General features: G+C 39.4%; 19 protein-coding genes, 2 pseudogenes and 1 CRISPR repeat array. Of the genes and pseudogenes, 11 read left to right on the top strand and 10 right to left on the bottom strand.

Features of this window, described 5'->3' with window-relative positions; translation table 11 throughout:
• Positions 1-192 precede the first annotated feature (192 nt).
• Complete coding sequence (locus HEQ19_03550) at positions 193-525, top strand: DUF565 domain-containing protein (protein WYL98734.1); 333 nt, start codon at positions 193-195, stop codon at positions 523-525.
• Here HEQ19_03550 and HEQ19_03545 read toward each other — a convergent pair.
• Entirely contained in the window at positions 460-1,380 is a 921-nt protein-coding gene (locus tag HEQ19_03545; GenBank protein WYL98091.1) for a hypothetical protein, read from the bottom strand. The genes HEQ19_03550 and HEQ19_03545 overlap by 66 nt on opposite strands.
• Here HEQ19_03545 and HEQ19_03540 point away from each other — a divergent pair.
• Positions 1,374-2,459, top strand: coding sequence for a glycerate kinase (locus HEQ19_03540; protein ID WZI67101.1), 1,086 nt, complete (start codon positions 1,374-1,376; stop codon positions 2,457-2,459). The two genes, HEQ19_03545 and HEQ19_03540, sit on opposite strands and share 7 nt — an antisense overlap.
• A gap of 15 nt (positions 2,460-2,474) precedes the next feature.
• Here HEQ19_03540 and HEQ19_03535 read toward each other — a convergent pair whose 3' ends face one another.
• A complete protein-coding gene (locus HEQ19_03535) occupies positions 2,475-3,260 on the bottom strand; it encodes an FHA domain-containing protein (protein WYL98733.1) in 786 nt (261 codons plus the stop codon).
• 683 nt (positions 3,261-3,943) lie between these two features.
• Between HEQ19_03535 and HEQ19_03530 the strand changes: the two genes are divergently transcribed.
• The 8 genes from HEQ19_03530 (at position 3,944) to tmk (ending at position 19,178) form a co-directional block, all read left to right on the top strand.
• Entirely contained in the window at positions 3,944-6,250 is a 2,307-nt protein-coding gene (locus HEQ19_03530; GenBank protein WYL98732.1) for a TOMM precursor leader peptide-binding protein, read from the top strand.
• A 240-nt stretch (positions 6,251-6,490) separates the two neighbouring features.
• On the top strand, positions 6,491-7,576 hold the full coding sequence (locus HEQ19_03525; GenBank protein ID WYL98731.1) for an amidohydrolase family protein: 1,086 nt from the start codon (positions 6,491-6,493) through the stop codon (positions 7,574-7,576).
• 44 nt (positions 7,577-7,620) lie between these two features.
• Positions 7,621-8,739 carry a hypothetical protein gene (locus tag HEQ19_03520; GenBank protein ID WYL98730.1) on the top strand — a complete coding sequence of 373 codons (1,119 nt, stop codon included), beginning with the start codon at positions 7,621-7,623 and terminating at the stop codon, positions 8,737-8,739.
• A gap of 279 nt (positions 8,740-9,018) precedes the next feature.
• Positions 9,019-14,823, top strand: coding sequence for an AAA family ATPase (locus HEQ19_03515; GenBank protein ID WYL98729.1), 5,805 nt, complete (start codon positions 9,019-9,021; stop codon positions 14,821-14,823).
• A 280-nt stretch (positions 14,824-15,103) separates the two neighbouring features.
• Complete coding sequence (locus HEQ19_03510; protein WYL98728.1) at positions 15,104-16,522, top strand: AAA-like domain-containing protein; 1,419 nt, start codon at positions 15,104-15,106, stop codon at positions 16,520-16,522.
• A 714-nt stretch (positions 16,523-17,236) separates the two neighbouring features.
• Positions 17,237-17,491 carry a hypothetical protein gene (locus tag HEQ19_03505; protein WYL98727.1) on the top strand — a complete coding sequence of 85 codons (255 nt, stop codon included), beginning with the start codon at positions 17,237-17,239 and terminating at the stop codon, positions 17,489-17,491.
• A gap of 79 nt (positions 17,492-17,570) precedes the next feature.
• Positions 17,571-18,380, top strand: a complete 810-nt coding sequence (locus HEQ19_03500; GenBank protein ID WYL98726.1) for an alpha/beta hydrolase — start codon at positions 17,571-17,573, stop codon at positions 18,378-18,380.
• Between the two features lie 165 nt (positions 18,381-18,545).
• Positions 18,546-19,178 (top strand): dTMP kinase, encoded by a 633-nt coding sequence (gene tmk / locus HEQ19_03495; protein ID WYL98725.1) that lies wholly within the window; start codon positions 18,546-18,548, stop codon positions 19,176-19,178.
• An 11-nt stretch (positions 19,179-19,189) separates the two neighbouring features.
• On the opposite strand, the gene HEQ19_03490 is transcribed toward tmk, so the two are convergent.
• Both HEQ19_03490 and HEQ19_03485 read right to left on the bottom strand, forming a co-directional pair.
• On the bottom strand, positions 19,190-19,525 hold the full coding sequence (locus HEQ19_03490) for a XisI protein (GenBank protein ID WYL98724.1): 336 nt from the start codon (positions 19,523-19,525) through the stop codon (positions 19,190-19,192).
• Positions 19,513-19,929 (bottom strand): XisH family protein, encoded by a 417-nt coding sequence (locus tag HEQ19_03485; GenBank protein WYL98723.1) that lies wholly within the window; start codon positions 19,927-19,929, stop codon positions 19,513-19,515. The genes HEQ19_03490 and HEQ19_03485 overlap by 13 nt, the downstream gene beginning before the upstream one ends.
• Positions 19,930-20,133: 204 nt before the next feature.
• Between HEQ19_03485 and HEQ19_03480 the strand changes: the two genes are divergently transcribed.
• The gene (locus HEQ19_03480; protein ID WYM03233.2) at positions 20,134-21,321 is read left to right on the top strand and encodes a tetratricopeptide repeat protein; all 1,188 of its coding nucleotides are present in this window, start codon (positions 20,134-20,136) and stop codon (positions 21,319-21,321) included.
• Positions 21,322-21,503: 182 nt separating this feature from the next.
• A CRISPR array of direct repeats spans positions 21,504-22,630; the repeat unit is 37 nt; unit sequence GTTTCAATCCCTAATAGGGATTAAGTGTAATTGCAAT.
• Between the two features lie 595 nt (positions 22,631-23,225).
• Here HEQ19_03480 and cas2 (HEQ19_03475) read toward each other — a convergent pair.
• The 6 genes and pseudogenes from cas2 (HEQ19_03475) to cas6 all read right to left on the bottom strand — a co-directional run bounded on the left by cas2 (HEQ19_03475) (position 23,226) and on the right by cas6 (position 26,984).
• A complete protein-coding gene (cas2, locus tag HEQ19_03475; protein WYL98722.1) occupies positions 23,226-23,498 on the bottom strand; it encodes a CRISPR-associated endonuclease Cas2 in 273 nt (90 codons plus the stop codon).
• 150 nt (positions 23,499-23,648) lie between these two features.
• Positions 23,649-23,747: pseudogene (cas2, locus tag HEQ19_03470) on the bottom strand (CRISPR-associated endonuclease Cas2).
• A 150-nt stretch (positions 23,748-23,897) separates the two neighbouring features.
• Positions 23,898-23,984, bottom strand: a pseudogene (locus tag HEQ19_30650) (CRISPR-associated endonuclease Cas2).
• Between the two features lie 318 nt (positions 23,985-24,302).
• Positions 24,303-25,310 (bottom strand): type I-D CRISPR-associated endonuclease Cas1d, encoded by a 1,008-nt coding sequence (cas1d, locus tag HEQ19_03460; GenBank protein ID WYL98720.1) that lies wholly within the window; start codon positions 25,308-25,310, stop codon positions 24,303-24,305.
• A gap of 31 nt (positions 25,311-25,341) precedes the next feature.
• A complete protein-coding gene (cas4, locus tag HEQ19_03455) occupies positions 25,342-25,932 on the bottom strand; it encodes a CRISPR-associated protein Cas4 (protein ID WYL98719.1) in 591 nt (196 codons plus the stop codon).
• Positions 25,933-26,165: 233 nt separating this feature from the next.
• On the bottom strand, positions 26,166-26,984 hold the full coding sequence (gene cas6, locus HEQ19_03450) for a CRISPR-associated endoribonuclease Cas6 (protein WYL98718.1): 819 nt from the start codon (positions 26,982-26,984) through the stop codon (positions 26,166-26,168).
• Positions 26,985-26,990: the final 6 nt, after the last annotated feature.

Genomic DNA, 26,990 nt, shown 5'->3' with positions numbered 1-26,990 from the left:
TTATCGTTGATGGCAACTCGATATTGTACTCATCTCTACTTTCAGGAAGATGACTGAATGTATAAAATTTATTAACTACTGTAAATAATCTAAATATTCACAATACTATTCAAGCAAGCTTATCCTAAAACGGATATCCTGAAAAAGAAGAAAATTTTATGATTTCTTGACTTTTCTCCAGCAGTCCCATAAATGCAAAACACTCGTCTAAATAACTTGTCAGAAGCCATTGCTAGGCGCTTGGGACAATGGTTTTTCAATCCTTGGCGCCGGCTATCCCTACTGGTAATCAGTTTTTTGTTCGGTTTTTTTCTGGGGTCTGCAATTTCCACCACCGCTGGACAGAAGGCGGAATTGGACATTGTGGTCGCAGCAATTTTACTTTTTCTCACGGAAATTACCAGCAGGATATTTTATAGTCGTAGCTTTTTGTCCGAGCGATCGCTTTGGGTAGAATCATTAAACTTCCTCAAAGTTGGTTTCATCTACAGCTTGTTTATCGAGGCTTTGAAGCTGGGTTCTTGAGGGGGGAGGATAATAAATAACCAATGACCAATGACAAATGACAAATGACAAAGAGTAATGAGTAATGAGTAATGAGTAATGAGTAATGAGTAATGACAAATGAGTAATGAGTAATGAGTAATGAGTAATGAGTAATGAGTAATGAGTAATGAGTAATGAGTAATGAGTAATGACAAATGAGTAATGAGTAATGACAAATGAGTAATGACAAATGAGTAATGAGTAATGACAAATGAGTAATGAGTAATGAGTAATGAGTAATGAGTAATGACAAATGAGTAATGAGTAATGAGTAATGAGTAATGAGTAATGAGTAATGAGTAATGAGTAATGACAAATGAGTAATGAGTAATGAGTAATGAGTAATGAGTAATGACAAATGAGTAATGAGTAATGAGTAATGAGTAATGAGTAATGACAAATGAGTAATGACAAATGAGTAATGAGTAATGAGTAATGAGTAATGAGTAATGAGTAATGAGTAATGACAAATGAGTAATGACAAATGAGTAATGAGTAATGAGTAATGAGTAATGAGTAATGAGTAATGAGTAATGAGTAATGACAAATGAGTAATGAGTAATGAGTAATGAGTAATGAGTAATGAGTAATGAGTAATGAGTAATGAGTAATGAGTAATGAGTAATGAGTAATGAGTAATGAGTAATGAGTAATGAGTAATGAGTAATGAGTAATGAGTAATGAGTAATGAGTAATGACAAATGAGTAATGAGTAATGAGTAATGACAAATGAGTAATGAGTAATGAGTAATGAGTAATGACAAATGAGTAATGAGTAATGAGTAATGACCAATGACCAATGACAAATGACAAATAACAAATGACAAATGACAAATAACATCGAAGAAAGGCGATCGCAGTTACTAAAATCTGTCCTCCCAGATTTTAGGGAATTCTGCCAAACTACCCTGCAAGTGCAACCCGAAAATATGTTACAGGTGTTGTGGGATGTGTGGCTTCCTTTGGGGATAAAACTAGCATCCCAGCGTCAACAATTAGGCCGTCCCCTGATTCAGGGAATTTTAGGTGGACAAGGAATGGGTAAAACCACAATGTGCAAGGTTCTCACCTTGATTCTGTCGCAGTTGGGATACAAGACCCTGAGCTTGTCTTTGGATGACTTATACAAAACTTATCGCGATCGCCTGGCTTTAAGACAGCAAGATCCACGCTTGATTTGGCGTGGTCCACCGGGAACTCACGATATTGATTTAGGCTTAAATGTCATTGATCAGATCCGCCAGTTACAAAGTCCAATCATTGTCCCCCGCTTTGATAAATCAGCCTACGGTGGTGCTGGCGATCGCACTACTCCAGAAATTGTCACAGGTGTGGATATTTTGTTATTTGAAGGTTGGTTTGTTGGTGTGCAACCAATCAATGCTGATGTCTTCGATGATCCACCACCGCCAATTTTCACAGAAGAAGACCGGGAATTTGCTCGTGATATGAATCGTCAGCTTTGGGATTATCTCCCACTGTGGGAACGATTAGATAGCTTAATTGTATTATACCCAACTGATTATCGCTATTCTCTAGAATGGCGCAAACAGGCGGAACAGCAGATGATTGCTGCTGGCAAATCGGGAATGAGTGATACACAAATAGAGGAATTTGTCAACTATTTTTGGCGAGCGCTTCACCCGGAATTATTCATTAAGCCGTTGGTTACATCTACAACAGCAGTTGATTTAGTGATTGAAATCAATCGTGATCGGACTTTTGGTAACATTAAGGGATTGCACTTCTCTGCGAGACGCTACGCGAACGGCTCCGCTCTGTTACCAGGGATTGCACTTCTCTGCGAGACGCTACGCGAACGGCTCCGCTCTGTTACCAGGGATTGCACTTCTCTGCGAGACGCTACGCGAACGGCTCCGCTCTGTTACCAGGGATTGGGGACTGGGGAGTAGTGACAAATTACAGCACTATTTCTTGAAAAAACCCTTGATTGATTCCCAATCATAATCTAAAATTTTCCCAGAATTAAACAGTTGATACCCAAGGATAAATAAAGCTGCAGAGCCGACAATGACCAAAAGATTTACAGATGCAAATACATTACCTGTAAATATGATTACTCCAATTCCTAGGGCTATCAAAATCCACCCTAATATCTTTTCTATCCGGCGTTGAAATAGGACAAAAACCCCAGCCATACATAGCAATACGCCAGGAATACGGACAAAAATACCAACTTGAACATTTGCAGTTAATATTACGATACCTGCAACCATTAACACCATACCGATAAGCTTAGTTATGCGATCTACTGTAGGTGGTGTGCTGTTAGCAATTACTTGGGGCTGAATTGCTGTAATATTTGATTTTGCCAGAGCATTGTGTTGCTGCTGTTGTTTATATTGAAATATAAATGTTACTTGTTTTCCCTGTCCGAAGTCTATTCTATCTCCTAAGTTTAATCGATAGGGATTTATCGGTTCTAATTTAGAGTCGTTGAGAAATGTGCCGTTAGAACTGCGTAGGTCTTCAATAAAATAATTATTTCCTTCTACCTTAATTTGTGCATGAATGCGAGAAACAACATCAGCATTTTGTAGGTAAGAAATATCAATATCTGGTGGACTTTGGTCATTTGATTTACCAATGCGAATGACACCCAGATTTGGGGGTAATTCAATAGAGGTTTGGCTTTGGACATGAAAAAGCTCTAAACTTAGCCCAGTGATATTTAATTGATTTAGGTTTTGCATGGCTTGTTTCTTTGATGAGCAATTTATCTAGCTTTTGAAGTTGAGAGATAAAAAACTGTTATGAAAAATCCTGACAATTTAGTCAACTTTGGGCGTGATTGTGATGGAGTGCATATCTAAAATAAACTAGCACAACATCAGGTGAGTGTAGACTCCATGTCTCAAATTTAGCATAATTAAAACTCGTAATTTGTCTAGGCGATCGCTTGTTGAATCACCGATGGGGTTTTGGATACCACCTGCTTCTGTTGTTGTTGTAAAGGAATCTCAATCCAAAAATCGGTTCCTTGTATCCACCCAGATTTTGATTTTTGAAATCGAGGTAGGGTGCGTTAGCGTAGCGTAACGCACCATCCGCAGGTTTTCGTTGGTTAGCGTAGCGTAACGCACCATCCGCAGGTTTTCGTTGGTTAGCGAAGGTTAACGCACCATCCGAAAGTTAACGGACTATGGGAAGGTTTTGGTGCGTTACCCTTCGGGATAACACACCCTACGGATACCAATACTGCTCGGTTAAGGAAAAATGTGTTCGCATTTTAATTATGCGATTTGACATCAGCTGATGCAAGAGATGAAAAAACCGGGTGACTGAAACCCTTGTTTTTAGGGTTATCTCCAAAATTTTGTGGTTTTTTTGTGGTTTACTGTACATATACTTAGTTATTTCTTCATCACCCAAGATAATGCTGAATCAACCGCATTTCAAACCTGGTTACTCCGTTGAAACCTTAGAACCAGACCAGGTATTTATTTTATCCGAAAGAGAGACTGTTTTGCTGCAAGATCGCCTTTCTTGTCGGATAGCTTCTTTACTACAAGAGCGTCATCTTAGCGTTGACGAAATTATTGACATAATTCAACTAGAACTACTCCAAGAACAACAATATTCTGCGGAAAATACTGCTTTTTTTTCAGAACTTCTCGATGTCAGTGTCAAAGCCCAATACGCCCTATTTCAAATGGAACAACAGGGCTATTTGGTGGAAAAAGATGACTCTCTACCTCCGCAGTTAGCCATTTTTTGTCATCATCTCAATATTACTCCCACAGCGGCTACTCAACGGCTGCAATCGGTGAAAGTGGTAGTAAAAACTCTTGGTTCTGTTCCTGGAGATGACTTGATCACCATCCTGAAATCACTACATATTCAAGTAGCGGATGCAGGAGATTTGACAATAGTCTTAACTGATGATTACCTCGATCCTCGACTCGATGAATTTAATCAACAAGCATTAAAATCTCAATCTCCCTGGATGCTAGTTAATCCCCTGGGAACCGTGTTTTGGATAGGTCCCATATTTCAGCCCCAGAATACCGGGTGTTGGGAATGTTTGGCTCACCGTTTACGAGATAATAGACCGGTGGAAAGGTTTATTCAAAAGTATAAACAGATTTCTACCCTGATTTCTCCTCCTTTAGGGTTCTTGAATTCTACAGTGCAAACTGCACTAGGAATGGTAGCCACAGAAGTGTTTAAGTGGATTATCCAAGGGGAGAATAAACGATTAGCTGGGAATTTAATTACCTATGACACATTAACTCTGGAAACCCAAGACCATACCCTCGTGAAGCGTCCCCAATGTCCTAGCTGTGGAGATATGGTTAATAAATTGGATAACAAGCCCCTACCCGTTGTTTTAGGACATCGCCAGAAAACTTTTATAACAGATGGTGGACATCGTTCTTGTTCACCGCAAGAAACTTTAAGAACCTATAAACATCTAATTAGCCCAATTACAGGTATTGTTCGAGAACTGGGGAAGATACCAGGAAATGGGTTAACTCATACTTATGTGGCGAAGCATCATTTTATCAACAGTTTTGATGATTTTGCCGGCTTACGCCAAAACCTCGGCGGTAGAAGTGGAGGTAAAGGTAGGACTGATACTCAAGCAAGAGCCAGCGGTTTTTGTGAAGCGATTGAGCGGTATTCTGGTGTATTTCAAGGAAATGAAATTACACATAAAAACAGTTACCAACATCTGGGAGAAAAAGCAATTCATCCCAATGCTTGTATGAACTTCAGCCAAGAGCAATACCAGAATCGGGAGCAATGGAATGCTGATTGTCAAGGTTGGTTTCAAAAAGTTCCCGAACCCTTTGATATTGAAAAGGAAATCGACTGGACACCAGTTTGGTCTTTAACTCATCAGGAATTCAAATATCTACCATCGGCTTACTGCTATTATGGTTATCCCCAATCCCATCCACCTGAATGTTGGGCAGATTCCAATGGATGTGCAGCTGGTAATACTATTGAAGAGGCGATTCTCCAAGGATTTATGGAATTAGTTGAACGAGATTGTGTGGCCTTATGGTGGTATAATCGGTTGCCAAAATCAGAGGTGGATTTAGATAGCTTCAACGAGCCTTATTTTCAAAGTTTGAAGAAATATTATCAAGCTATTGACAGGCAACTCTGGGTATTGGATATTACTAGTGACCTGAATATTCCTGCTTTTGCGGCAATTAGTTGCAGAAAAGATCGGGAAATAGAAGATATTATATTAGGTTATGGAGTCCATTTTGATCCTAAACTTGCCTTAAGTAGAGCTTTAACGGAGGTTAACCAAATTCTGCCTAATGTTTTATTAGCTAAAGCCGATGGCAGTACCCAATATCCTCCATCAGGCGATTCCCTAGCAATAGAATGGTGGAAATCTGCAACTTTGGCAAATCAACCTTATCTAATTCCTGATAAAGGTGTGCCTAAAGTCTTGGGCGATTATCCCCAATTAGCTAGTGACGACCTCTTAGAAGATGTCAAACTTTGCCAAAAAATTGTTGAGCAAAATGGTCTAGAAATGCTAGTTTTAGATCAGACTCGCCCTGATATTGGACTGAGAGTCGCCAAGGTAATTGTGCCAGGAATGCGCCATATGTGGAAACGCTTAGGCTCAGGAAGGTTGTATGACGTTCCTGTGAAAATGGGCTGGTTGCAAGAGCCACTGACAGAAAAGGAATTGAACCCTTTTCCGATGTGGATGTAAGCATAGGAATAACCCCTCATAGCACGCACGGTAAAATCAGGCTTTTTGGCGTTGTTCGATGAGATGTAGGGGCGCAAGGCCTTGCGCCCTTACCCACGTTAGATGAGATGTAGGGGCGCAAGGCCTTGCGCCCCTACCCACAATCATCTTCACATAGCCGATAAAATGGCTTTTACCTTCCAGACTCCAGGCTAGGAACCAGAGGATGACCAATCACAATAGATTTGCGCCGACCTACTTATGCTGCATGGATATAAGATTATTGATGCTGATTCCCATGTGATTGAGCCGCAACAGATGTGGATCAAGTACCTTCCTGCTGAATTTAAGCAGTTTGCACCCTCAGCAGATATGAAGGTTCAGGGGGAAGATGTTTTGCAAAAGGTATCCCAGCAGGTGGTACAAGAAGCCAATAAGCAGATGAGCCAGGCTCACCCCCATGCTTATTTCCAGCGCTATGATGCAGAATCTCACTTACAAGCAATGGTGCTGATGGGGGTTGATATAGGGTTTATTTATCCTACTTATGGGTTGTGGCTCTTTGCTATAGATACAATGCCTGCAGAAGCGGTGGGAGCCTTCACCCATGCTTACAATAGTTGGTTGTACGAGGAATTTTGTAGCTATGCTCCTGATAGATTGAAAGGAGTAGGAGCGATAAATCTTCATGCACCAGAGCAGATGGTGTCTGAATTACATCGCATCGCCTCTTTTGGCTGGAAAGCTGTATTTTTACGCCCTAATCCTGTTAAAGGGCGAGTCTTGAGTGATGGTGCTTACGAGCCATTTTGGACAGCCTGCGAGGAGTTAAACATAGCGGTAGGAATTCACGAGGGAACCCATAGCCGTTTACCTACAACAGGCGCAGATCGGTTTCATACTCGCTTTGCTATGCACGCTTGTTCTCATCCGATGGAACAAATGATGGCATTGTTAGCGTTGATTGAAGGAGGGGTACTAGAACGTCATCCTGACTTGCGGGTAGGTTTTTTAGAGTCTGGCTGTGGTTGGGTTCCTTACTGGCTCTGGCGATTGGATGAAGAGTATAAAAATTTGTCTTGGGAGGTGACAAATCATGTGAAAATACTTCCATCAGAGTATTTTCGTCGTCAATGTTTTGTGTCTATCGAGCCGAATGAACCTTATTTGGCTCAGATTATTGACTATATAGGCTCTGATAACTTAATCTTCGGCTCTGATTATCCTCATATGGATCATCAGCCGGATGTTGTGAATAGAGTTATAGAGCTTGAGGCGCAGTTATCTCAGGAAACTGTGCAAAAGATTGTGTGGGATAATCCCCGCCGTTTTTACGATTTAGGTTGAAAAGTTCCAAAGTTTGTTAACAATCAATAAGCAGGACTATCATTATGATCGGCAATTCTCCAATACATCTAGGCACTGGAGCAGATGCAATGCCAGCAGGCTCCTGGTATGACGATGCTTATTATCAGATACTATTAGTTGAGCCTTGCAGCAAGATTCCGGGAAGACACATAAAGACAACAATAATAGTTGGACAAAGACAAAAAAGTACAGGAGATACTAAGGATTTTTCTACATATAAGCTTGATCAGAACACGATAAACAAGTTAACAGATTATCCCAAACCTCCAGATTTTGACAAAGATAATATAAGTATAGGAACATATTTGCCTTCCCCTGGAGTATTTTTTCCAGAAGGTTTTATCCAGAGTTTGAAAACTAATAATTCACTAAATCCCATTGAGCTAAATAATTTTTATGAAACAACCCGATCTCAACTGCAGACCCGGAAAGTATCCCAGCTAATTGCCAAAACCTGGAATGCATACTTAGACGCAAAAAAAAATCCAACTCCGTGTAAGAAAACCCTGTGGGATTCTTTTAAGGAGGGTGAATGGGATCTTTTTGACAAAAATAAATGTAATATTAATATTTTGGATGGTCTCATAGCCAGAGAAATTTTCCTTGCTGAACATAATACCTCTTCTGACCATCTTGAACCAGGGAATCTCAACATATACTACCCACTTAAATCTCAATTTAATGGTCAACATACAAGATTTTTGATTTCGCCAAATAGTAAAGCTTGGGAGGGAATTACTTTGAGCCTCTTGCTAGCAGGACAGGCATATTATAAGATCGGCACAGCCCCGGGACTCTATCACCAAATTTCTCAACCCATTTTGAGTACAGGTGAAATAGTGATTAGGTATGGGGTAAACGTATCTTGGGATAGGTTTAAAGGTGAGCTAAGAGAGCAGGGACTAATTTCAGGAAACAATTCTATTGCTTATCAAGTTATTATTCCCTATCCGCCAATACCTTCTGAAGAGAATTTAAATAGAGACGAGCTTAAACAATGGGCTGATGCTGAAGATGATCCGGATACCAATGTTGACAAAAAACTTCCTTTTTATCATAAGGACAATCAAGGAAACTATTTAGTAGATGCCCAATATTTTTCGCCTCCCTATCCCTACATACCTCTAAGTACATGTAGTTAAAAATATAGCGACCTTAAATTCAGATGTAAACAAAAATATCACTGACTTCTTTAAGGATGCTGCTGGCGAATTGGGGGTAACACCCATTTTATCGGCTATGTGAGGACGATGATCTTTAGGGGCGTAAGGCTTTGCGCCCCTAATCATCCTGAGAAAGACGCCAAAAGACCTTATTTTACCGTACTATGAGGCGTAAAACCTACCATTCCCCTGCGGTATCCTTTAAAAAGTCAGAGATTTGAAGACATCTTCCTCTGTCACCTGTCACCTGCTTTATTCATGGATAGCATAATAAATCACCAGCTTGTTGAGAAAATATATGAAAGTCCTAATTCGTTAGTTTATCGAGGGATTCTCAACCCAGATAACCAACCGATTATTCTGAAAATTCTGAAAGAAAATTACCCCACTACCGCAGAATTAACTCGATATAAACAAGAATATGAAATTACCCGGTTTTTAAACGCAGATAGCATTATCAAAGCCTACGATTTACGGCGATATAAAAATAGTTTAGTAATGATTTTGGAAGACTTTGGAGGTCAATCTTTAAAGTTTTTCATATCCCAGCATCAATTTAGTTTACAAGAATTTCTCACTATTGCTATTAAAACTACCGATAGTTTAGCAGCCATTCACACTGCTAATATTATCCACAAAGATATTAACCCTGCAAACATAGTCTATAACCCCGAAACTGGACAACTCAAAATTATTGACTTTGGAATTTCTACCAGTTTATTTCAAGAAAATCAGACGGTTTGCAACATCAATCAATTAGAAGGAACCTTAGCATATATCGCCCCAGAGCAAACTGGGAGAATGAACCGAGGGATAGATTACCGCAGTGATTTTTATTCTCTGGGTGTTACATTTTATGAACTATTGACCCATCAACTCCCATTTGCAACTAATGACCCGGTGGAATTAGTTCATTGTCATATCGCCCAACATCCGCAAACACCTCATGAACTCATTTCTTCTATTCCTTTGACAGTATCGAATATTGTCATGAAGTTGTTAGCTAAAACCCCAGAGGAACGATATCAAAGTGCTTGGGGAATTAAAGGAGATTTAGAAACTTGTCTTGAGCAATTAAAAAGTTTAGGACAAATTTTTCAATTTCCTTTAGCTAGTCAGGATATTGTCGATAAATTTCAGATTTCCCAAAAACTCTACGGTCGAGAACAGGAAATTACTCAACTATTAACCGCCTTTGAGCGAGTCAGCCAAGGTGCTACTGAGATGATACTCGTTTCTGGTTATTCCGGGATTGGTAAATCTGCCTTGGTCAATGAAATTCACAAACCGATTACCCGTCAACGAGGATATTTCATTCAGGGCAAATTTGACCAGTTACAGCGGGATATTCCTTACGCAGCAATCACACAGGCTTTTCAAGACTTAATCCGTCAACTCCTGAGTGAACCTGAAATAACCTTACACAGTTGGAAAGAGGATATTGTAACAGCTTTAGGGAATAATGGTCAAGTTATCAGCGATGTAATTCCTGATGTAGAAAAGATTATCGGTAAACAGCCACCGATTGAGGAACTAGGAGCAACAGAAGCCCAAAATCGGTTTAACTTATTTTTTGAAAGATTTATTAGCATTTTTAGTCAAAAAGAACATCCCTTAGTTATCTTCCTGGATGATTTACAGTGGGCAGATTTACCATCTTTGAATTTAATTGAGCGATTAATAACTAATGCTAATAGCCAATATTTATTAATGATCGGAGCATACCGAGATAATGAAGTCAGTCCTACTCATCCTTTAACCCACACCTTAGAGCAAATTCAACAGGCAGAAGCTAGAGTCAATCAAATTATGCTTCAACCTTTGGGCATCAACCATGTTAACCAATTAATCGCGGATACCCTAAATTGCTCAATAGAAGATGTAAAACCTCTAGCAGAATTAGTGACTAACAAAACTGGTGGTAACTCTTTTTTTGTCACCCAATTCCTGCAAACATTGTACAGAGAAAGTCTCTTGGTTTTTAATAATCCTGATTTTACCCTAACTAAGAGAGAAAGTAAAGGGGGGGTTTGGCGCTGGGATATTGAGCAAATTCAAAAAATAGGAATTACTGATAATGTAGTTGATTTAATGGTGAGGAAGATTGAAAAGCTGGATGAAAATACCCAAAACATTTTGAAATTAGCTGCTTGTATAGGAAACAAATTCAATTTAGAAATACTTTCCGTTGTCAATAAAAAATCTCAAACAGTTACATCTCAAGAACTAGAGCCAGCAGTCAAAGAAGGATTGATTATTCCCTTAAGTAAGGATTATAAAGTACCATTGTTATGGAGTCAGGAGGACATATCAAGTGATGGTTCTGAAATCTCCGCTGATTTCATTCCCAAGTATCCCAAATCTATACCCTATAAATTTTTGCATGACCGAGTTCAGCAAGCAGCTTATCTTCTAATTTTAGCAGAAGAGAAAAAAGCTGTTCATCTGCAAATAGGTCGTCTGTTGTTGAACAATACTCAAGAAGATGAGTTAGAAAAAAATATTTTTAATATTGTCAATCAACTCAACGCAGGAGCAGAATTAATCACTGAGCAATTAGAGAAAGATGAGTTAGCTAAATTGAATCTGAAAGCGGGTAAAAAATCTAAAGCATCGACAGCTTATGAACCTGCTCTTAAATATTTAGAAACTGGATTAAAACTCTTAGCATCGAATAGCTGGAATTGTCAGTATAAATTGACATTTGACTTACATATAGAAACCTTAGAAATGCTTTACTTAAACACTAAGTTTGAGCAATTTGACGAGTTATCTGAAACAATTTTGGATAACGCCAAAGATATCGTCGATAAAGCCGATGTCAACCAGCTAAAAGTATTATACTATTTCACAGCTTTTAAACCAGACAAGGCAATAGATACTGCCCTGAAAGCTGTACTAGAATTTGGAATAAATATCTCTCCAAGACCTAATAGCATAGAAAAGAGAATTGAACAACAACAAGAAATTTTACAACTATTTTTTAAAGAGAAGAATATTGAGAATGTTGAGGAGTTAGTTAACTTACCTGTAATGGGCGACCAGATTAAAATTGCAGTTATATTAATACTACAGCAGATAATTACAGCTACAAGTACTACAAATTTTTCCTTAGCGGTTGAGATAATATTAACCCAGCTTAATCTCTGTCTAAAATATGGAAATTCATATCACGGAGCTAAAATATATTCTCTTTATGGAGCGATTTTATGTAGCGTCCAAAGAGATATTAACAATGGAGATAAATTTGGTCAACTGGCTCTGAATCTGCTAGAAAAATTTAACATTCTCAAATCAGAATCTTTTGTTGTACATACATATTACGGAATGATATGGCACTGGAAGTATTATCTCAGGAATGTAGTTGCACAAAACAAATTAATACATGGCTTTAAAACAGGTATGGATACAGGAGAAAATGAGTATACTTGTTATATAGCTATAGATTATTGCTGGATAAAGTTTTTAGGTGGACATAATTTAGAAGATGTTGATAGTAATTACAAAAAATATTCTGGCTTTATCGAAAAAACCAGAATTATTTATTGCATATATTGCATAGAAATATTTCATAAGCTAGTAATTAATTTATTAACAATTAACAATAACGATTGCTTGATAATAGGCTCTTCTAGAGAAGATGAAGAACAATACTTAAAAGCTTGGATTCAAAATAATAATGACTGGTTAATATTTTTTATAAATTTCGCGAAGATGGTTTATTTTTATGTCTTAAAAAGAGAGTATCATGCTTCTATTCACGCAATTAATGCAGAAAAATATCTAAAAAGTTGTGGTGGATACTTAACCGCTCCTCAGCATAATTTTTATTCTTCTCTTTCTTTACTTGCTCATTATAGTGCTTGTAATACAAATCAGCAAAAGGAATTTCTTGAGCAAGTAGACAAAAATCAGGATAATATGAAATTATGGGCTAACCATTGTCCAGAAAATTTTCAACATAAATATGATTTAGTCGCAGCAGAAAAAGCGCGAGTTTTAGGACAATATTGGCAAGCAGAAGACCTGTATGAACGAGCTATTCAAGGTGCTAAAAAATATGAATTTATCCACGAAGAAGCTCTAGCTTATGAAAAAGCCGCAGAATTTTATTTATACCTAGGAAGAGAAGAAATTGGACAATTATATCTGAGAAATGCCCACCATTGTTACACTCACTGGGGCGCTAAAGCCAAAGTTAAACAATTAGAAGACGAGTATCCACAATATTTTATCTTAACTACAAACCAAGGTACAACTAAAAGCCTCAGCACAACCATCTCTACGACTGGAAATAATGGAGAAATCCTCGACTTAACAACAGTTATTAAAGCATCTCAAGCCCTAACTGGGGAAATTGTTCTGAGCAAGTTGCTCGCAAAATTAATGAAAATATTGATTGAAAATGCAGGCGCTCAAAAAGGCTTTTTGCTTCTGTATTCTCATAATAACTGGGTCATTGAAGCGGTAGGAGCAGTGGATTCTGATGACGTTAGTATCCTAAAATCTATTCCTGTAGACTCTGTAGATGTCTCCACCCAGACGCCCCTACTCTCAACCGCCATCATTAACTATGTCGCCCACAGTCAAGAAAATGTAGTTCTCAATGATGCTGGTAATGACGGACAATTTACTCGTGATCCCTACATTCTCGCCACTCAACCCAAATCAATTCTCTGCACTCCCCTACTCAATCAAGGGAAACTGAGCGGCATTTTATATTTAGAAAATAATCTCACAACTGACGCATTTACGCCAGATCGTGTTGAAGTATTAAATATCCTTTCTAGCCAAGCTGCTATTTCTATTGAAAATTCTCGCCTCTACGCAACCCTAGAACAAAAAGTAGAAGAACGTACTCAAGAACTATCACAAACCCTAGAAATTCTCAAAGCCACTCAAGCGAAATTAGAATTTGAAAATGCGCTGCTCAAAACCGCCGAACAAGCCTCAAATTATGATTATCAAGTTGGCGGTAGTTTACCAATTGATGCTCCCACTTATGTAGTGCGCTCTGCTGACCGTTACCTCTACAAAGCATTGAAGAGTGGAGAGTTTTGTTACATCTTAAATACCCGACAAATGGGTAAATCAAGCTTGATGGTGCGGATGATGAATCATTTGCAACAAGAGGGTTTTTGCTGTGCGGCTATTGACATGACGCGAATTGGTAATGAAGACATCACTTTAGAGCAATGGTATAAGGGATTGGCTGTTGAGTTGTGGCAAAGTTTTGACTTGCTGGACAAGGTTAATTTAAAAGCTTGGTGGAAAGAATATTTGGATATTTCTCCTGTACAGCGATTGAGTAGATTTTTTGACGAAGTGTTGTTAAAAGAAGTTAAATTACCTGATAATACTCTAGCACCTAAAATAGTTATCTTTTTAGATGAAATTGATTGTCTTTTAGGTTTAGATTTTTCAGTTAATGACTTCTTTGCCTTAGTTCGCTCCTGCTACAATCAGCGGGCTATTAATCAGGAGTATAAGCGGTTGTGCTTTGTTTTGTTGGGAGTTGCTACCCCTAATGATTTAATTACTGATTATCGCCAAACGCCTTTTAATATTGGTCAGTCAATTCAACTGCGTGGTTTTGAGATGCACGAAGCTCAACCTCTAGTTCAAGGATTAGCAGACAAAGTTAGCAACCCTCAAGCGGTGCTGAGAGAAGTATTATTTTGGACTAATGGTCAGCCCTTTTTAAGTCAAAAGATTTGCCAGATGATCCGTACTTTACCATCTTCTGTCCCTGAAAAAACTGAAAAAGCATGGATTGAGAATTTAATCCGCACAAATATTATCGAAAATTGGGAAGCCCAGGACGAACCGGAGCATTTAAGGACGATTCGCGATCGCATCCTCAAAGGCGAACGACAATTTACGTCGATGCTGCAACTGTATCGGCAAATTTTGGAGCATGGACAGGTGAAGGCAGTTGATAGTCTAGATGAGCGAGAAATGATATTATCGGGCTTAATAGTTAAAATACAAGGTTATTTAAAAGTCCACAACCGTATTTATGAATTAATTTTTAACACGAGTTGGATTGACCAATATTTGTAATATACTACATATAGCTAGTAACTCTCTAACAAACAACCAGCTTTTTGGTTTTGTGATAGTATCTATAGGCTAGGCAATGCCAAGCAAAACCTGGATGTGCTTGGCTACGTATATTTCAAAAATCAAATAGGAGTCCTATAGTAACTCTCTAACAAACAACCAGCTTTTTGGTTTCGTGATAGAGATTTCCTCCTATAGGGGTCAAGCCCCCCAAAATAGCCTGAGAGGGCAAATTTGTTAAGTAAATATCAATTTAAATAAAATTTAATTCCAAATTGTTATGAGTTTTAATGTAGATGAAGCAATTAAAATTGCTAACCAAGCAATTTTAGCAAAATTCTCTAGAGGCTTAACTGATGTGGAAATAATTGTATTTAAAGGAGCTTGGGAACGAGAAGACTATGACCAAATGGCGTCTAGAAGCCGGTACACAACCAGTTATATTAGTCAAGATGTTGCGCCCACTCTTTGGAGACTGCTGACAGATTCCCTAGGAGAAAAAGTAAAAAAAAGTAATTTTAAGGAAGCATTGAAACGATGTTGGGAGAAGCAACATTGGGAAAAGCGATTTACATCTGAATATTTATCACCTAGCTCTGGTTCAATTACTGCTAATAGCCAACAGTACAACAATAAGGTTAAAGAATCTATACATCCGACCTATCTAATCCAAAATAAACAAAGCTTTGCCACTCCACAATTATATGTAGAGCGCTATGCTATTGAATCTATCTGCCATGAAACCCTGTTGCAACAGGGTTCTTTAATTCGGGTGAAAGCAGCTAAATTAATGGGTAAAACCTCTCTAATAGAACGGGTATTAGATAAAGTAGCAAGAGCCGGCTATCGCATAGTTCACTTCAGTTTGGAGATGGGGGATCGGAAAACTCACTTCAGCAACCTGAATAAATTTTTGCGTTGGTTTTGTTTGAATCTCACACGAGAACTCAAATTACCCAATCAGTTAGATAAATATTGGGATGAAGAGGGTATTGGTGCGAAGGTAAGTTGCACCACTTATTTAGAAGAATATCTCTTGAATGCCAATGATAGTCCCCTAGTTCTATGCTTAGATGATGTGGACGTGCTTTTCCCTTATCCTGAAGTTTACGAAGACTTTTTTGGATTATTACGCTCTTGGTATGAGAAAGCCAGAAGCCGCGAAAACTGGAAAAACCTGCGGTTAGTTATCGCCTACTCCACTGACGTTTATATCCGCTTGAATATTAATCAGTCGCCTTTTAATGTCGGCTTACCTATTGAGTTACCAGAATTCACTAGAGAAGAGGTGCAGATATTTGCTCAACAACATGGATTAGAACAAGATTCATCTTTGGTAGACCCCTTAATGGAATTAGTAGGTGGTCATCCTTATCTGTTGAAGCAGGCATTTTCTCACTTCAAAAGTTATCCTGATGTTACGCTGAAAAAATTTTTAGTGGAGGCTTCTACAGAGGCGGGAATTTATGGCTATCATTTAAGAGAACATTGGTTGAGTTTGCAAGCAGAACCAAAACTCATGGTAGCCTTTGAAGGGGTGATTAATTCTACCAAGCCAGTGCGATTGGAAACAATATCAGCTTATCAGTTGCAGAGTATGGGTTTGGTGAAGTTTGTTGGTAATGAAGTAGACGTGCGCTGTCAGTTGTATAGTAATTATTTCCGTGATGTGATTAGCTGTCAGGTCAATACTGGGTAGGTTTTGAGCCGGGAAATAAATTTCTATCTGTTAGCTTAGACCCATGTTTTTGGCGTCGTTCGATGATTTATAGGGGCGCAAGGCCTTGCGCCCCTACGCCCTATGGGATGCTGTTGGCGAATGATGGGTTTAACCCCTTATGGTTCTGAAAATCATGGTTTTCGGCGTGGTTCGATGATTTCTGGGGGCGCAAGGCCTAGATCCCCTACCACCTATGGGATGCTGTTGGCGAATGATGGGTTTAACCCCTTATGGCACTAAAAATCAGGGTTTTTGGGGTGGTTCGATGATTTCTGGGGGCGCAAGGCCTTGCGCCCCTACGCCCTATGGGATGCTGTTGGCGAATGGTGGGTTTAACCCCTTATGGTACTGAAAATCAGGGTTTTTGGCGTGGTTCGATGATTTCTGGGGGCGCAAGGCCTTGCGCCCCTACCGGCAATTGTCCTCACATAGCCCATAAAATGGGTTTATTCGTGCCTACCTACTTACCTTATTTGAATTTTTGTGTAAATTCGGGAAAGTTTTGAATATCACTCGTACTTTGATCAAAATTACTGTATGATGGATGGTTCCAGTGAAATTTTTCAACCCTAGATTTCATAAACAATCCTTGTGGATCTTTCTGAAGATTGTCTAAAGACTATATGAGTCTCTAGAAATTAATGTTAAGGTTCTCATCGTTTCTCTATGTAGTTGTTAAAAAGTAAAATTGATATGAAACTAATCAAAAAATCTGAAAAACTACTTCTCGATAAGATAAAAATCATGGAGGAAGCGGAAGAGCAAAATCTTCCAGCCGATAAGATTAACGCTCAAGAGCCAACTGTTGAAGAACACCAAGAAATAGATGTAGAGTATACAGAACCTAATTATATACCTCTACGGGATCATCCTTTAGTTCAGTCTGTCGGCAATACAGGTTGGCAAGTTTCTGAGATTTGGAAGGATATTAGATTAGATAATTTCTAAAGAATCTTGATTTCTTGATTTCTTGATTTTATATCCCCATCCACTTGTGGGTGGGAATGTTACCTTCAAGTCTCAGATAATGCCAAAGGTTCATCTTAACGGGATTGATTTATTCTACGAGATTAAGGGAGTGGGTGAGCCTTTAGTCTTAATTGCAGGCTTTCTGTGCGATCATACCTATTGGTCGCTGCTAATGCCTTCCCTTGTCAAACAATATCAGGTTATTCGCTTAGATAATCGAGGAATGGGGCAAAGTTCTGCGCCTGAAAGTCCCTATAGTCTTCAGCATATGGCGAGTGATGTAGCCGCACTACTTGACCACCTGAAAATCGACAAAGTGCATGTAGCAGGACATTCAATGGGTGGTCAGATTGCTCAAGAGTTAACATTGGCATATCCCCAGAAGGTCAAAAGTCTGATACTACTTTCATCTTTAGCCAAGGGTGATACACGATTCAATAGTATCATCGAAACTTGGGGGGATCTCCCCGCCATTGTAGACCTGAAACTTTATGAACAAATTGTTTTACCCTGGATATTTACTGAAGAATTTTATTCTCAACCAGGGATGATAGAGATGATCATTGAGATAGCAGTCAACTACCGATTCTCACCCTCACCTTTTGAACTTTATCGTCACAGTCGCGCTATTCTTGGCTGTGATACAACAAATCGCCTCAAAGATATTCATTGTCCTACTCTGGTGCTGGTGGGTAAGCAAGATATTCTCACCCCGGTCAAGTTTTCTCAGCAACTTGCTCAAGGTATTCCTAACGCTAAATTGATAGTCCTCGATTATGGGGGACATGGTTTTTTAGTTGAGTCCCCTCAAACTGTCGCCTCAGCAATGCTCCAGTTTTTAGATAGATCCTCAATGAGTAATGAGTAATGAGTTATGAGTAATGAGTCATGAGTAATGAGTAATGAGTAATGAGTAATGAGTAATGAGTGGATTATTTTTTATTTTTCTTTCAACTTGTTGATTGAAGTTGTTATTATCTTAATAATTCTTTCATTACCTGGTATAGTTCATTTAAAACTAAGTTAAAAAAGCATGGCTGGCAAATTAATTGTATTTGAAGGGGTGGAAGGCTGCGGTAAAACCAGCCAAATACAGCTAACTTGTGGATGGTTGCAAAGTAATGGTATATCTGTAATTGTGACTCGTGAACCTGGGGGAACTGAGTTAGGCTTACATCTGCGTCGCTTGTTGCTAGAAAAGGCAGAGGACAAACCAATTGCTCAGACTACAGAATTATTATTGTATGCTGCCGATCGCTCACAACATGTTGAGCAAGAACTCAAGCCAAATTTAGCAGCGGGGAAATATATCTTGTGCGATCGCTATACTGACTCTACCGTTGCTTACCAAGGTTATGGTCGCGGTTTAAATATCGGTTTAATCAATCAGCTTAATTATATCGCTACTGCTGGCTTAGAAAGTGACCTGACTATCTGGCTAGATGTCGATGTGGAAGTTGGACTAGCCCGCAAACGTAAAGATGAAGCGGAGTTTGACCGCATCGAACAAGAGGCGATCGCCTTTCATCGACGGGTACAGCAAGGATATGTAGAGTTAGCTGCATCCTATCCCTCGCGAATTATACGAGTAGATGGTAATTTAAGTCAAGAGGCTGTACAACAGAAGATTCAGGAAATTTTGGGCAAGCGCCTCATATTCCCTTGAGGAAAGACTTTTCATCCCACGGCAAAACCATTATATTGTCGCATAAATGGAGAATGATATGCTAAAACAATATCTTCTTTAGGTACACCAAGAGAAACTAAATCATTGGCTACTCCTACCTCAGTTCCATCATACTGAATCCAGATTTTATCTTTGATTAAATCAAGATGAATTAACGCCCCAAATATTCGTGTATATCCATCCCAACCTGCATGAAAAACTTGATAATGGTCGTTTTCTATATCAATAGATTTGTAAATTTCAATATCGCCATTACTAGGTTTCATTTGAGAATATTGCTCAAGGACTTGGCAGATTAGTTGCCGGTAGTGATTCAATTTATCCATTGCAAAATCACCTCATTAACTGGGTCAAATACAATCATTTTTAGTTGGTAAACTTGCATACTCAATTGAGGTAAATCCCGGCGAAAAAAATTTCGGTAAATATCGATTGATACTGCTAAATAAAGTTTTCGATGGGGCTGTTGTAGCTGCAATACAGCTCGATAGTTAAGATATTGACCTAAAGCTGTGTGAAACTCCGATATTGCTGAAGGGGCGAGAAAACTTTTAACCTCTACTGCTATTTGTTCTTGATCTCGTTCTGCAACAATTAGACGTTCTGCACCCAAATCAATCCGCATTGGATCGTCACCTAGTCGCAAATATAAAGGGTCGTGGGTAATTATCCAGCCATCTTTTTGCAAGGCTGTTTTGACGACATTATGAAAAATGTCTTTGGCAGACACAGTAAATAAATCCTTAGTTTGTGCGACACTGTACTTGGGATTATAGCGGTTCTCATTGACATGCAACAGAGGGTGGGGAACAATTTTCGGTGGGCGCTTGATGGGATGGCTTTTTGGTTATACTGGCAAAAGTGCCTAGACACAGCCGGTCGTAGATTCCGTACAGATATGTAAAAATTCATAAATCATTATCCTGCCATAACTATGAATTTGAGCCTGTGCATGATTGTCAAAAACGAAGCTGCTACACTGCCTAAATGTCTCAGCAGTGTGCAAAATGTGGTAGATGAAATTGTAGTTGTCGATACAGGCTCAAGCGATCGCACTGTGGAAATAGCCACTGCATACGGTGCAAAAGTACATCGCTTTCAATGGTGTAATGATTTTAGTGCGGCTCGCAATGCGGCGTTAAAATACGTTACTGGTGATTGGATTTTGGTATTAGATGCTGATGAAACCCTGACAGCAGAAATTGTCCCTCAGATTCGTTCAGCAATTGAAAGCCCAGAATATCTATTGATTAACCTTGTGCGTCGTGAGGTGGGTGCTGAACAATCTCCTTATTCTCTGGTTTCGAGATTGTTTCGCAATCATCCAGATATGCGCTTTTCTCGTCCTTATCATGCTTTAATTGATGATAGCGTCGCTGCAATTTTAAATCAAGAACCCCATTGGCAGATTGGTTATTTAGAAGGGGTGGCAATTCTCCACGCAGGATACCAAAAAAGTGCGATCGCCGCACATAATAAATATGCTAAAGCCCAAGCGGCAATGGAGGAGTTTTTTGCAACTCATCCTGATGACCCCTATGTTTGTAGTAAGTTAGGGGCATTATACGTGGAAACGGGCAATATTACCAAAGGTATGGAATTGCTTACAAGAGGTATCGCCGCTTGTGAGGAAAATTACGAGATTTTATACGAACTTCACTACCATTTAGGCATTGCTTACAGTCGGTTGCAAAATCCCCAACAGGCGACTTTTCACTATCAAGCAGCCATCAAGTTGCCGATTTACCCCATCCTCAAACTGGGAGCATATAACAACTTGGGTAATTTACTCCAAGGGTTGGGAGATTTCAAAGGTGCGAAAACTGCCTATGAAACTACATTGAAGATTGACCCCAATTTTACCACGGGACATTACAACTTGGGAATGACATTCAAAGCTTTGGGTTTGTTTACGGATGCGATCGCCTCTTACCAAAAAGCCATCCGCTTAAATCCTAGTTATGCAGAAGCTTATCAAAATTTGGGGGTAGTGCAGCTCAAAGTTGGTAATGTCCAAGCTAGTGTAACAGCCTTTAGAAATGCGATCGCTCTTCATGAGCAGCATAATCCAGAAGAAGCCAAGAGATTACGCCAGGGGTTGCGGGAGATGGGATTGATGTAAAATGGAGCGATGCCTAGGTTGGGCTGCGTCTCAGCTCATCATGCCACTTTTGATGAATATTTGTTTCAATCCCGGCGTTGCTGAGTGAAAGTATGAATTAGTCTCACGCAAAGGCGCAAAGGCGCAAAGAATCGTTTTTTAGTCATGTCGCAAAATCCCAATTCATACTCTGATTCAGCAACGCCTCAATCCCTAATAGGGATTAAGTGTAATTGCAATCTTGACGGCAACATTGTCAGAACTTCAGTGGTTTCAATCCCTAATAGGGATTAAGTGTAATTGCAATGATTCCGTGGGTGTCTTCCCATCCAGTGTTAGGTGGTAGTTTCAATCCCTAATAGGGATTAAGTGTAATTGCAATTTTTGGGCGCACGTCATCTCCGCTGGCGATTTACCGTTTCAATCCCTAATAGGGATTAAGTGTAATTGCAATCTAACTCTCCTTACCAATTTTGTTCAATAGGGGGAACAATGTTTCAATCCCTAATAGGGATTAAGTGTAATTGCAATTGAAGCACTTCTATTCAATCACCCTTAAACACCGGTTTCAATCCCTAATAGGGATTAAGTGTAATTGCAATTTGGAGTACCGCAAAGGTGGAAGTTGTCCCGTCAGATGTTTCAATCCCTAATAGGGATTAAGTGTAATTGCAATATCAAGCCTTTTGACGAGAAAAAGGAACCAGAGAGTTTCAATCCCTAATAGGGATTAAGTGTAATTGCAATTTAAGCTTCAGATTCTTTGGGGAACAGTCGGAGGTTTCAATCCCTAATAGGGATTAAGTGTAATTGCAATCTATCGGATAGCAAAGTGGGGTGTCTATCCTCACAACTTGGTTTCAATCCCTAATAGGGATTAAGTGTAATTGCAATGCGTGTTGAGTGGGTGGTATTCCTTTTTTTGTAATGTTTCAATCCCTAATAGGGATTAAGTGTAATTGCAATCTCCTATATACCTCGTCGATCTAAGCGGCAAAAAACGTTTCAATCCCTAATAGGGATTAAGTGTAATTGCAATTCGTGAACAAACAGCGCAAGGCTCAATACCTCCTGTGTCTGGTTTCAATCCCTAATAGGGATTAAGTGTAATTGCAATATTGTGCATAGCTTGGAGCCAGTAGCTGAAAGTCGTTTCAATCCCTAATAGGGATTAAGTGTAATTGCAATAAAGTAAGTGTACCAGTGCCAGAAGGGGTGATTGAGTTTCAATCCCTAATAGGGATTAAGTGTAATTGCAATACTTTGTCTTCTGGTGCGTTGGGCACTTTGAACGTTTCAATCCCTAATAGGGATTAAGTGTAATTGCAATGGCTCGCCGTAAAAGCCTTGATATATTTGGTTTTCAAGGTTCAGTTCCGTCAACCTAAAATAAGGATAGCGTTTCAAGCACCGAGATGTCAACAGAGGCAGAAGAAAAAAACGCCCAAAAGGTTGACTGATAAACATTCCAGAGATTCCGTCAACCTCCTGCAGTGGTTGATCGGCGTCAAAAGCAGCACAGGAAAGGATTTCAGCCCAAAAAAAACACATAGCTGACAAAACACCTACAGGTTGACGGAACTGGGGAAACAACTCAGCAAATCGGACAGAATAAAGTCCTTGTCTAGGGAAATTGTATAAGGTGTTACAAAAATTTCGACATTTGTTGATAACGCTACGACATTTGTTGATAACGCTACGACATTTGTTGATAACGCTACGACGTTTGTTGATAACGCTACGACATTTGTTGATAACGCTACGACATTTGTTGATAACGCTACGACATTTGTTGATAACGCTACGACATTTGTTCATAAATACTATAATATTACGGAATTGAGAACAAACAAACACCCAGAACCCGGACTTTTTCAACAATTCGGGTTCTGGGTGTTAAGATATACATAAATAATTACGACTACTTAAGCAAAAAACACAGTAGTATCCATCGGTATCTCACCGCCAATGCGCTCAACTTTCGGCTGACAGCAAGCGCACAAGGAATAAAAACGAATGCTGTCGGTATCGGGCTTAATCAACTTAGCCAGACGAGACCTGAGTTTAGCATATTGAGATTCGGTCAAATCGCATTCAAAAACAGAATACTGCATCCACTGACCATAAGACTTGAGAACTTTATGAATTTTAGTGCGACGCTTGTCTTCGGGAATATCGTAAGAAATGACAATGAACATATTCAAATAGTTGGACAATAATTAATATGACTCGTGAAGATTGGGCTTATGGCATAGAAGAATTGTAGGTTGGGTTGAACGAATGTGAAACCCAACAAAACCCCGGAAATGTTGGGTTAGCCTTCGGCAAGCCCCTTCGGGTCTACGTTCCTCAACCCAACCTACGCTCTGACCATAAGACTTGAGAACTTTATGAATTTTAGTGCGACGCTTGTCTTCGGGAATATCGTAAGAAATGACAATGAACATATTCAAATAGTTGGACAATAATTAATATGACTCGTGAAGATTGGGCTTATGGCATAGAAGAATTGTAGGTTGGGTTGAACGAATGTGAAACCCAACAAAACCCCGGAAATGTTGGGTTAGCCTTCGGCAAGCCCCTTCGGGTCTACGTTCCTCAACCCAACCTACGCTCTTGAGAACTTTATGAATTTTAGTGCGACGCTTGTCTTCGGGAATATCGTAAGAAATGACAATGAACATATTCAAATAGTTGGACAATAATCAATATCGCTCGTGAAGATTGGGTATGGGGAAATACAGTTCAGTTAAGGAAAATTGTCGTAGGGGCACGGCACGAATAAAATTGTCATTAGAAGAAAAAATTTTGGATGCCGTGCCCCTGTTAAGATAAAAATGATGGACTGTAGTGCGGGCATCTTGCCCGCGTGAGCGAGACGCTCACACTACCAAAATCCCTCAAAACAAAATTGACAGACTAGTAGGGGCACGGCACGAATAAAATTGTCATTAGAAGAAAAAATTTTGGATGTTCCCTACAGTGTATATCATTCAAGCTCTCTATTTCAAAATCACCAAAGGGGGATATTTATCAATTTCGCCCAAGAGATATTTAGCCAAAAACCGGGCTTGAATTTCAAAACATTCTTGATAGGTATATTGCTTTTGCAACACAGGATGCTTAAATTTAGTTTGCTTTTTTTCTTGATATAAACGCAAAAACTTGTGTAACCCTTCCTTAGTCAGAGAAACAGCACCGCTGACAGGTTCAGTAATAAAATCTTGTGGCGACAGCATCCGGCGGTTAATTGCAGTCAACACTACAGCATCAACAACTAAAGGACGAAATTCTTCCATCAAATCTAAAGCTAAAGAAGGACGCCCATAGCGTTCTGTATGTAAATATCCCAAATAAGGATCAAACCCGACAATATTAATTGCACCTTGGATATCATGGCGTAGTAAAGAGTAACCCAAACTCAAAAGCGAATTCACCGCATCTTTTGGCGGGCGACGGTTACGGGTTTCAAATTGAAAATCATCCACACGAATCAATTGATTAAAACAGCCGAAATATCCAGCACTCCCAGCACCTTCAAAACCTCTGAGAGAATCAATCGCAGTGGCTTTGTCTAAAGAAGCGATGACGTTAGTTAATTGATTGATTCCCGAACTTAAATCTATTTCCGAATAGCGACGTTGGGCTAGTAATAAACTTTGACGGTAATTTTTTAACTTACCGCGTACAAAACCTTGAACAACATGGACAGCCTGGGGAGATTCTCCTGTAGCTTTCCATTGTGCAGCCCGTAAGAAAATATTTTTACTCATTTCCGGTTCCAAACGCGCCAGATATTTACCATTTGTATTGAGGAAAGTCAGGGGAATTTTGTGATTAATCAATTCAGTGATAGCGGCTGGGGAAATACTCGCCCGCCCTATCACCACCAAGCCATCGATTTTAATTAATGGCACATCTAAAATTGTCTGTTTTTCAAACTTCACATTCAGACGTTCATCGACTTTGGCAATAAATGCATCTTCTTGAGTGATGTAAACAGTTCCCATGATTAAAATTTCCAATTTTCAATAATGTTTATTAAACTTCCTGATAGCGTGCTACTTTATCTGCTGCTTGGGGTAAACAAGATGCATAAAGACTGCAGCCATCACAGCGCTTGGTTTTGGTGGCTTTTGGCATAACACCAGTAAATAGGATTTGTTGCACAGCTTGAATTGTGGCGATCGCACTTTCGCGCAATTCTTTGTTAATATCAACTAATTGCCGTTGATGGGAATGTGCGTAGTAGATATAGCCAGTATTAATGCTGCGTCCTGTCATTTCTTCCAAACACAAAGCTTGAGCGCAAACTTGCAATTCATCATTATCCCATTCGCCCTTACGTCCCCGCTTATATTCCACAGGATACCATTCGCCATTTTCTGCTTCAATTAAATCCGATTTACCGATAAGCTGATACTTATCAGACTTCAACCAAATAGCGCGAACTTGCCAAACATCTTCCCGATATCCTTCACCAACAGTGTGAACTCGCTCATGTAAACTCGTCCCTTCAATAGTGTATTGGTTATCAATAAACTCCCCAGCACAAAACATTCTCCAACAGCGATGCGGACAATAAGCATATTGATTTAATGCCGCAATAGGGATATATTCTTCGTTTTTCATTTGTCATTGGTCATTTGTCATTGGTCATTGGTCATTGGTCATTGGTCATTGGTCATTGGTCATTGGTCATTTGTCAGTTCTAACTCCTAACTCCTAACTCCTAACTCCTAACTCCTAACTCCTAACTCCCAACTCCCAACTCATTACTCATTACTCATTACTCATTACTCATTACTCATTACTCCTAACTCCTAACTCCTAACTCCTAACTCCTAACTCCTAACTCCTAACTCCTAACTCCTAACTCTCCTCACCATTCCCATTCCTTGAGTTGTTTTGCGTCCAATTCCTGTATATAAAGCAAAGTCAGCCAAAGCATTAATTTTCTTAATTTCTACAGCTTCAATATCACCAAAAATGCGATAGCTAATTTCACCTAGACAACCAATAAATTTGCTGTCATAGTTGCTCACAACTTCTGTGTTAATGTTGAAATAACTGGGATAAATAGACTCAATCGCGATATTATTAAATTCCATACCGCTATATTTATTCCAACGACCCAGAAGACTATTAAACACAGATTCTTTACTTGGTAAAGCAGTATCAAAGCCTCCTTGACGAAAAGCCACAGGAGTGGAAAAAGTAAAATTAAGAATGCGTTGAGTCTCACTAGCTTGCTCATATAATTGTGGATATGTGCAAACATTTGCCCAAGGTTGAGTAGATTGGGGTGTACCTTGAATACTGGTAATAAATAAATTTGCAGAACCCAGATGCCAAGGGTGATTAGGGTTAAGATTGAGCCACAGTGGTGTTAATTTGCCAAATAAGGTGTCATCAAGTAGAGAAATGCGCCACCAGCAGGGAGTACCCGCGAGGATGGGTTTTTGATGGACAAATTGCAATGTCTGTGGTTTTAGTTGTCGTTGTATTTGTAGGGGTGAGAGGGTGAAGGCTTTATCTGCGTTTGATTCGTGTAGGTATTCTCCCAAGGATTTATCTACTGAACTAACCAGGGTGAGAAATAAGGCGTGGTAGTGTCTCCCCGTGAGGAATTGGGGGTAAATGGGAGTTTGGGGCACGAGGTTAAGGATGAGGCTGTGAGGCATAAAACA

The organism is Gloeotrichia echinulata CP02 (assembly GCA_038087035.1).
Lineage (GTDB): Bacteria > Cyanobacteriota > Cyanobacteriia > Cyanobacteriales > Nostocaceae > Gloeotrichia > Gloeotrichia echinulata.
The sequence above is the reverse complement of the archived record's forward strand: the minus strand, read 5'-3'. Positions and strand labels throughout refer to the sequence as shown.

Coding starts and splice junctions, on each gene's coding strand:
- HEQ19_03550 (WYL98734.1), top strand. CDS start 193: ATGCAAAACACTCGTCTAAATAACTTGTCAGAAGCCATTGCTAGGCGC.
- HEQ19_03540 (WZI67101.1), top strand. CDS start 1,374: ATGACAAATAACATCGAAGAAAGGCGATCGCAGTTACTAAAATCTGTC.
- HEQ19_03535 (WYL98733.1), bottom strand. CDS start 3,260: ATGCAAAACCTAAATCAATTAAATATCACTGGGCTAAGTTTAGAGCTT.
- HEQ19_03530 (WYL98732.1), top strand. CDS start 3,944: ATGCTGAATCAACCGCATTTCAAACCTGGTTACTCCGTTGAAACCTTA.
- HEQ19_03525 (WYL98731.1), top strand. CDS start 6,491: ATGCTGCATGGATATAAGATTATTGATGCTGATTCCCATGTGATTGAG.
- HEQ19_03520 (WYL98730.1), top strand. CDS start 7,621: ATGATCGGCAATTCTCCAATACATCTAGGCACTGGAGCAGATGCAATG.
- HEQ19_03515 (WYL98729.1), top strand. CDS start 9,019: ATGGATAGCATAATAAATCACCAGCTTGTTGAGAAAATATATGAAAGT.
- HEQ19_03510 (WYL98728.1), top strand. CDS start 15,104: ATGAGTTTTAATGTAGATGAAGCAATTAAAATTGCTAACCAAGCAATT.
- HEQ19_03505 (WYL98727.1), top strand. CDS start 17,237: ATGAAACTAATCAAAAAATCTGAAAAACTACTTCTCGATAAGATAAAA.
- HEQ19_03500 (WYL98726.1), top strand. CDS start 17,571: ATGCCAAAGGTTCATCTTAACGGGATTGATTTATTCTACGAGATTAAG.
- tmk (WYL98725.1), top strand. CDS start 18,546: ATGGCTGGCAAATTAATTGTATTTGAAGGGGTGGAAGGCTGCGGTAAA.
- HEQ19_03490 (WYL98724.1), bottom strand. CDS start 19,525: ATGGATAAATTGAATCACTACCGGCAACTAATCTGCCAAGTCCTTGAG.
- HEQ19_03480 (WYM03233.2), top strand. CDS start 20,134: ATGAATTTGAGCCTGTGCATGATTGTCAAAAACGAAGCTGCTACACTG.
- cas2 (WYL98722.1), bottom strand. CDS start 23,498: ATGTTCATTGTCATTTCTTACGATATTCCCGAAGACAAGCGTCGCACT.
- cas1d (WYL98720.1), bottom strand. CDS start 25,310: ATGGGAACTGTTTACATCACTCAAGAAGATGCATTTATTGCCAAAGTC.
- cas4 (WYL98719.1), bottom strand. CDS start 25,932: ATGAAAAACGAAGAATATATCCCTATTGCGGCATTAAATCAATATGCT.
- cas6 (WYL98718.1), bottom strand. CDS start 26,984: ATGCCTCACAGCCTCATCCTTAACCTCGTGCCCCAAACTCCCATTTAC.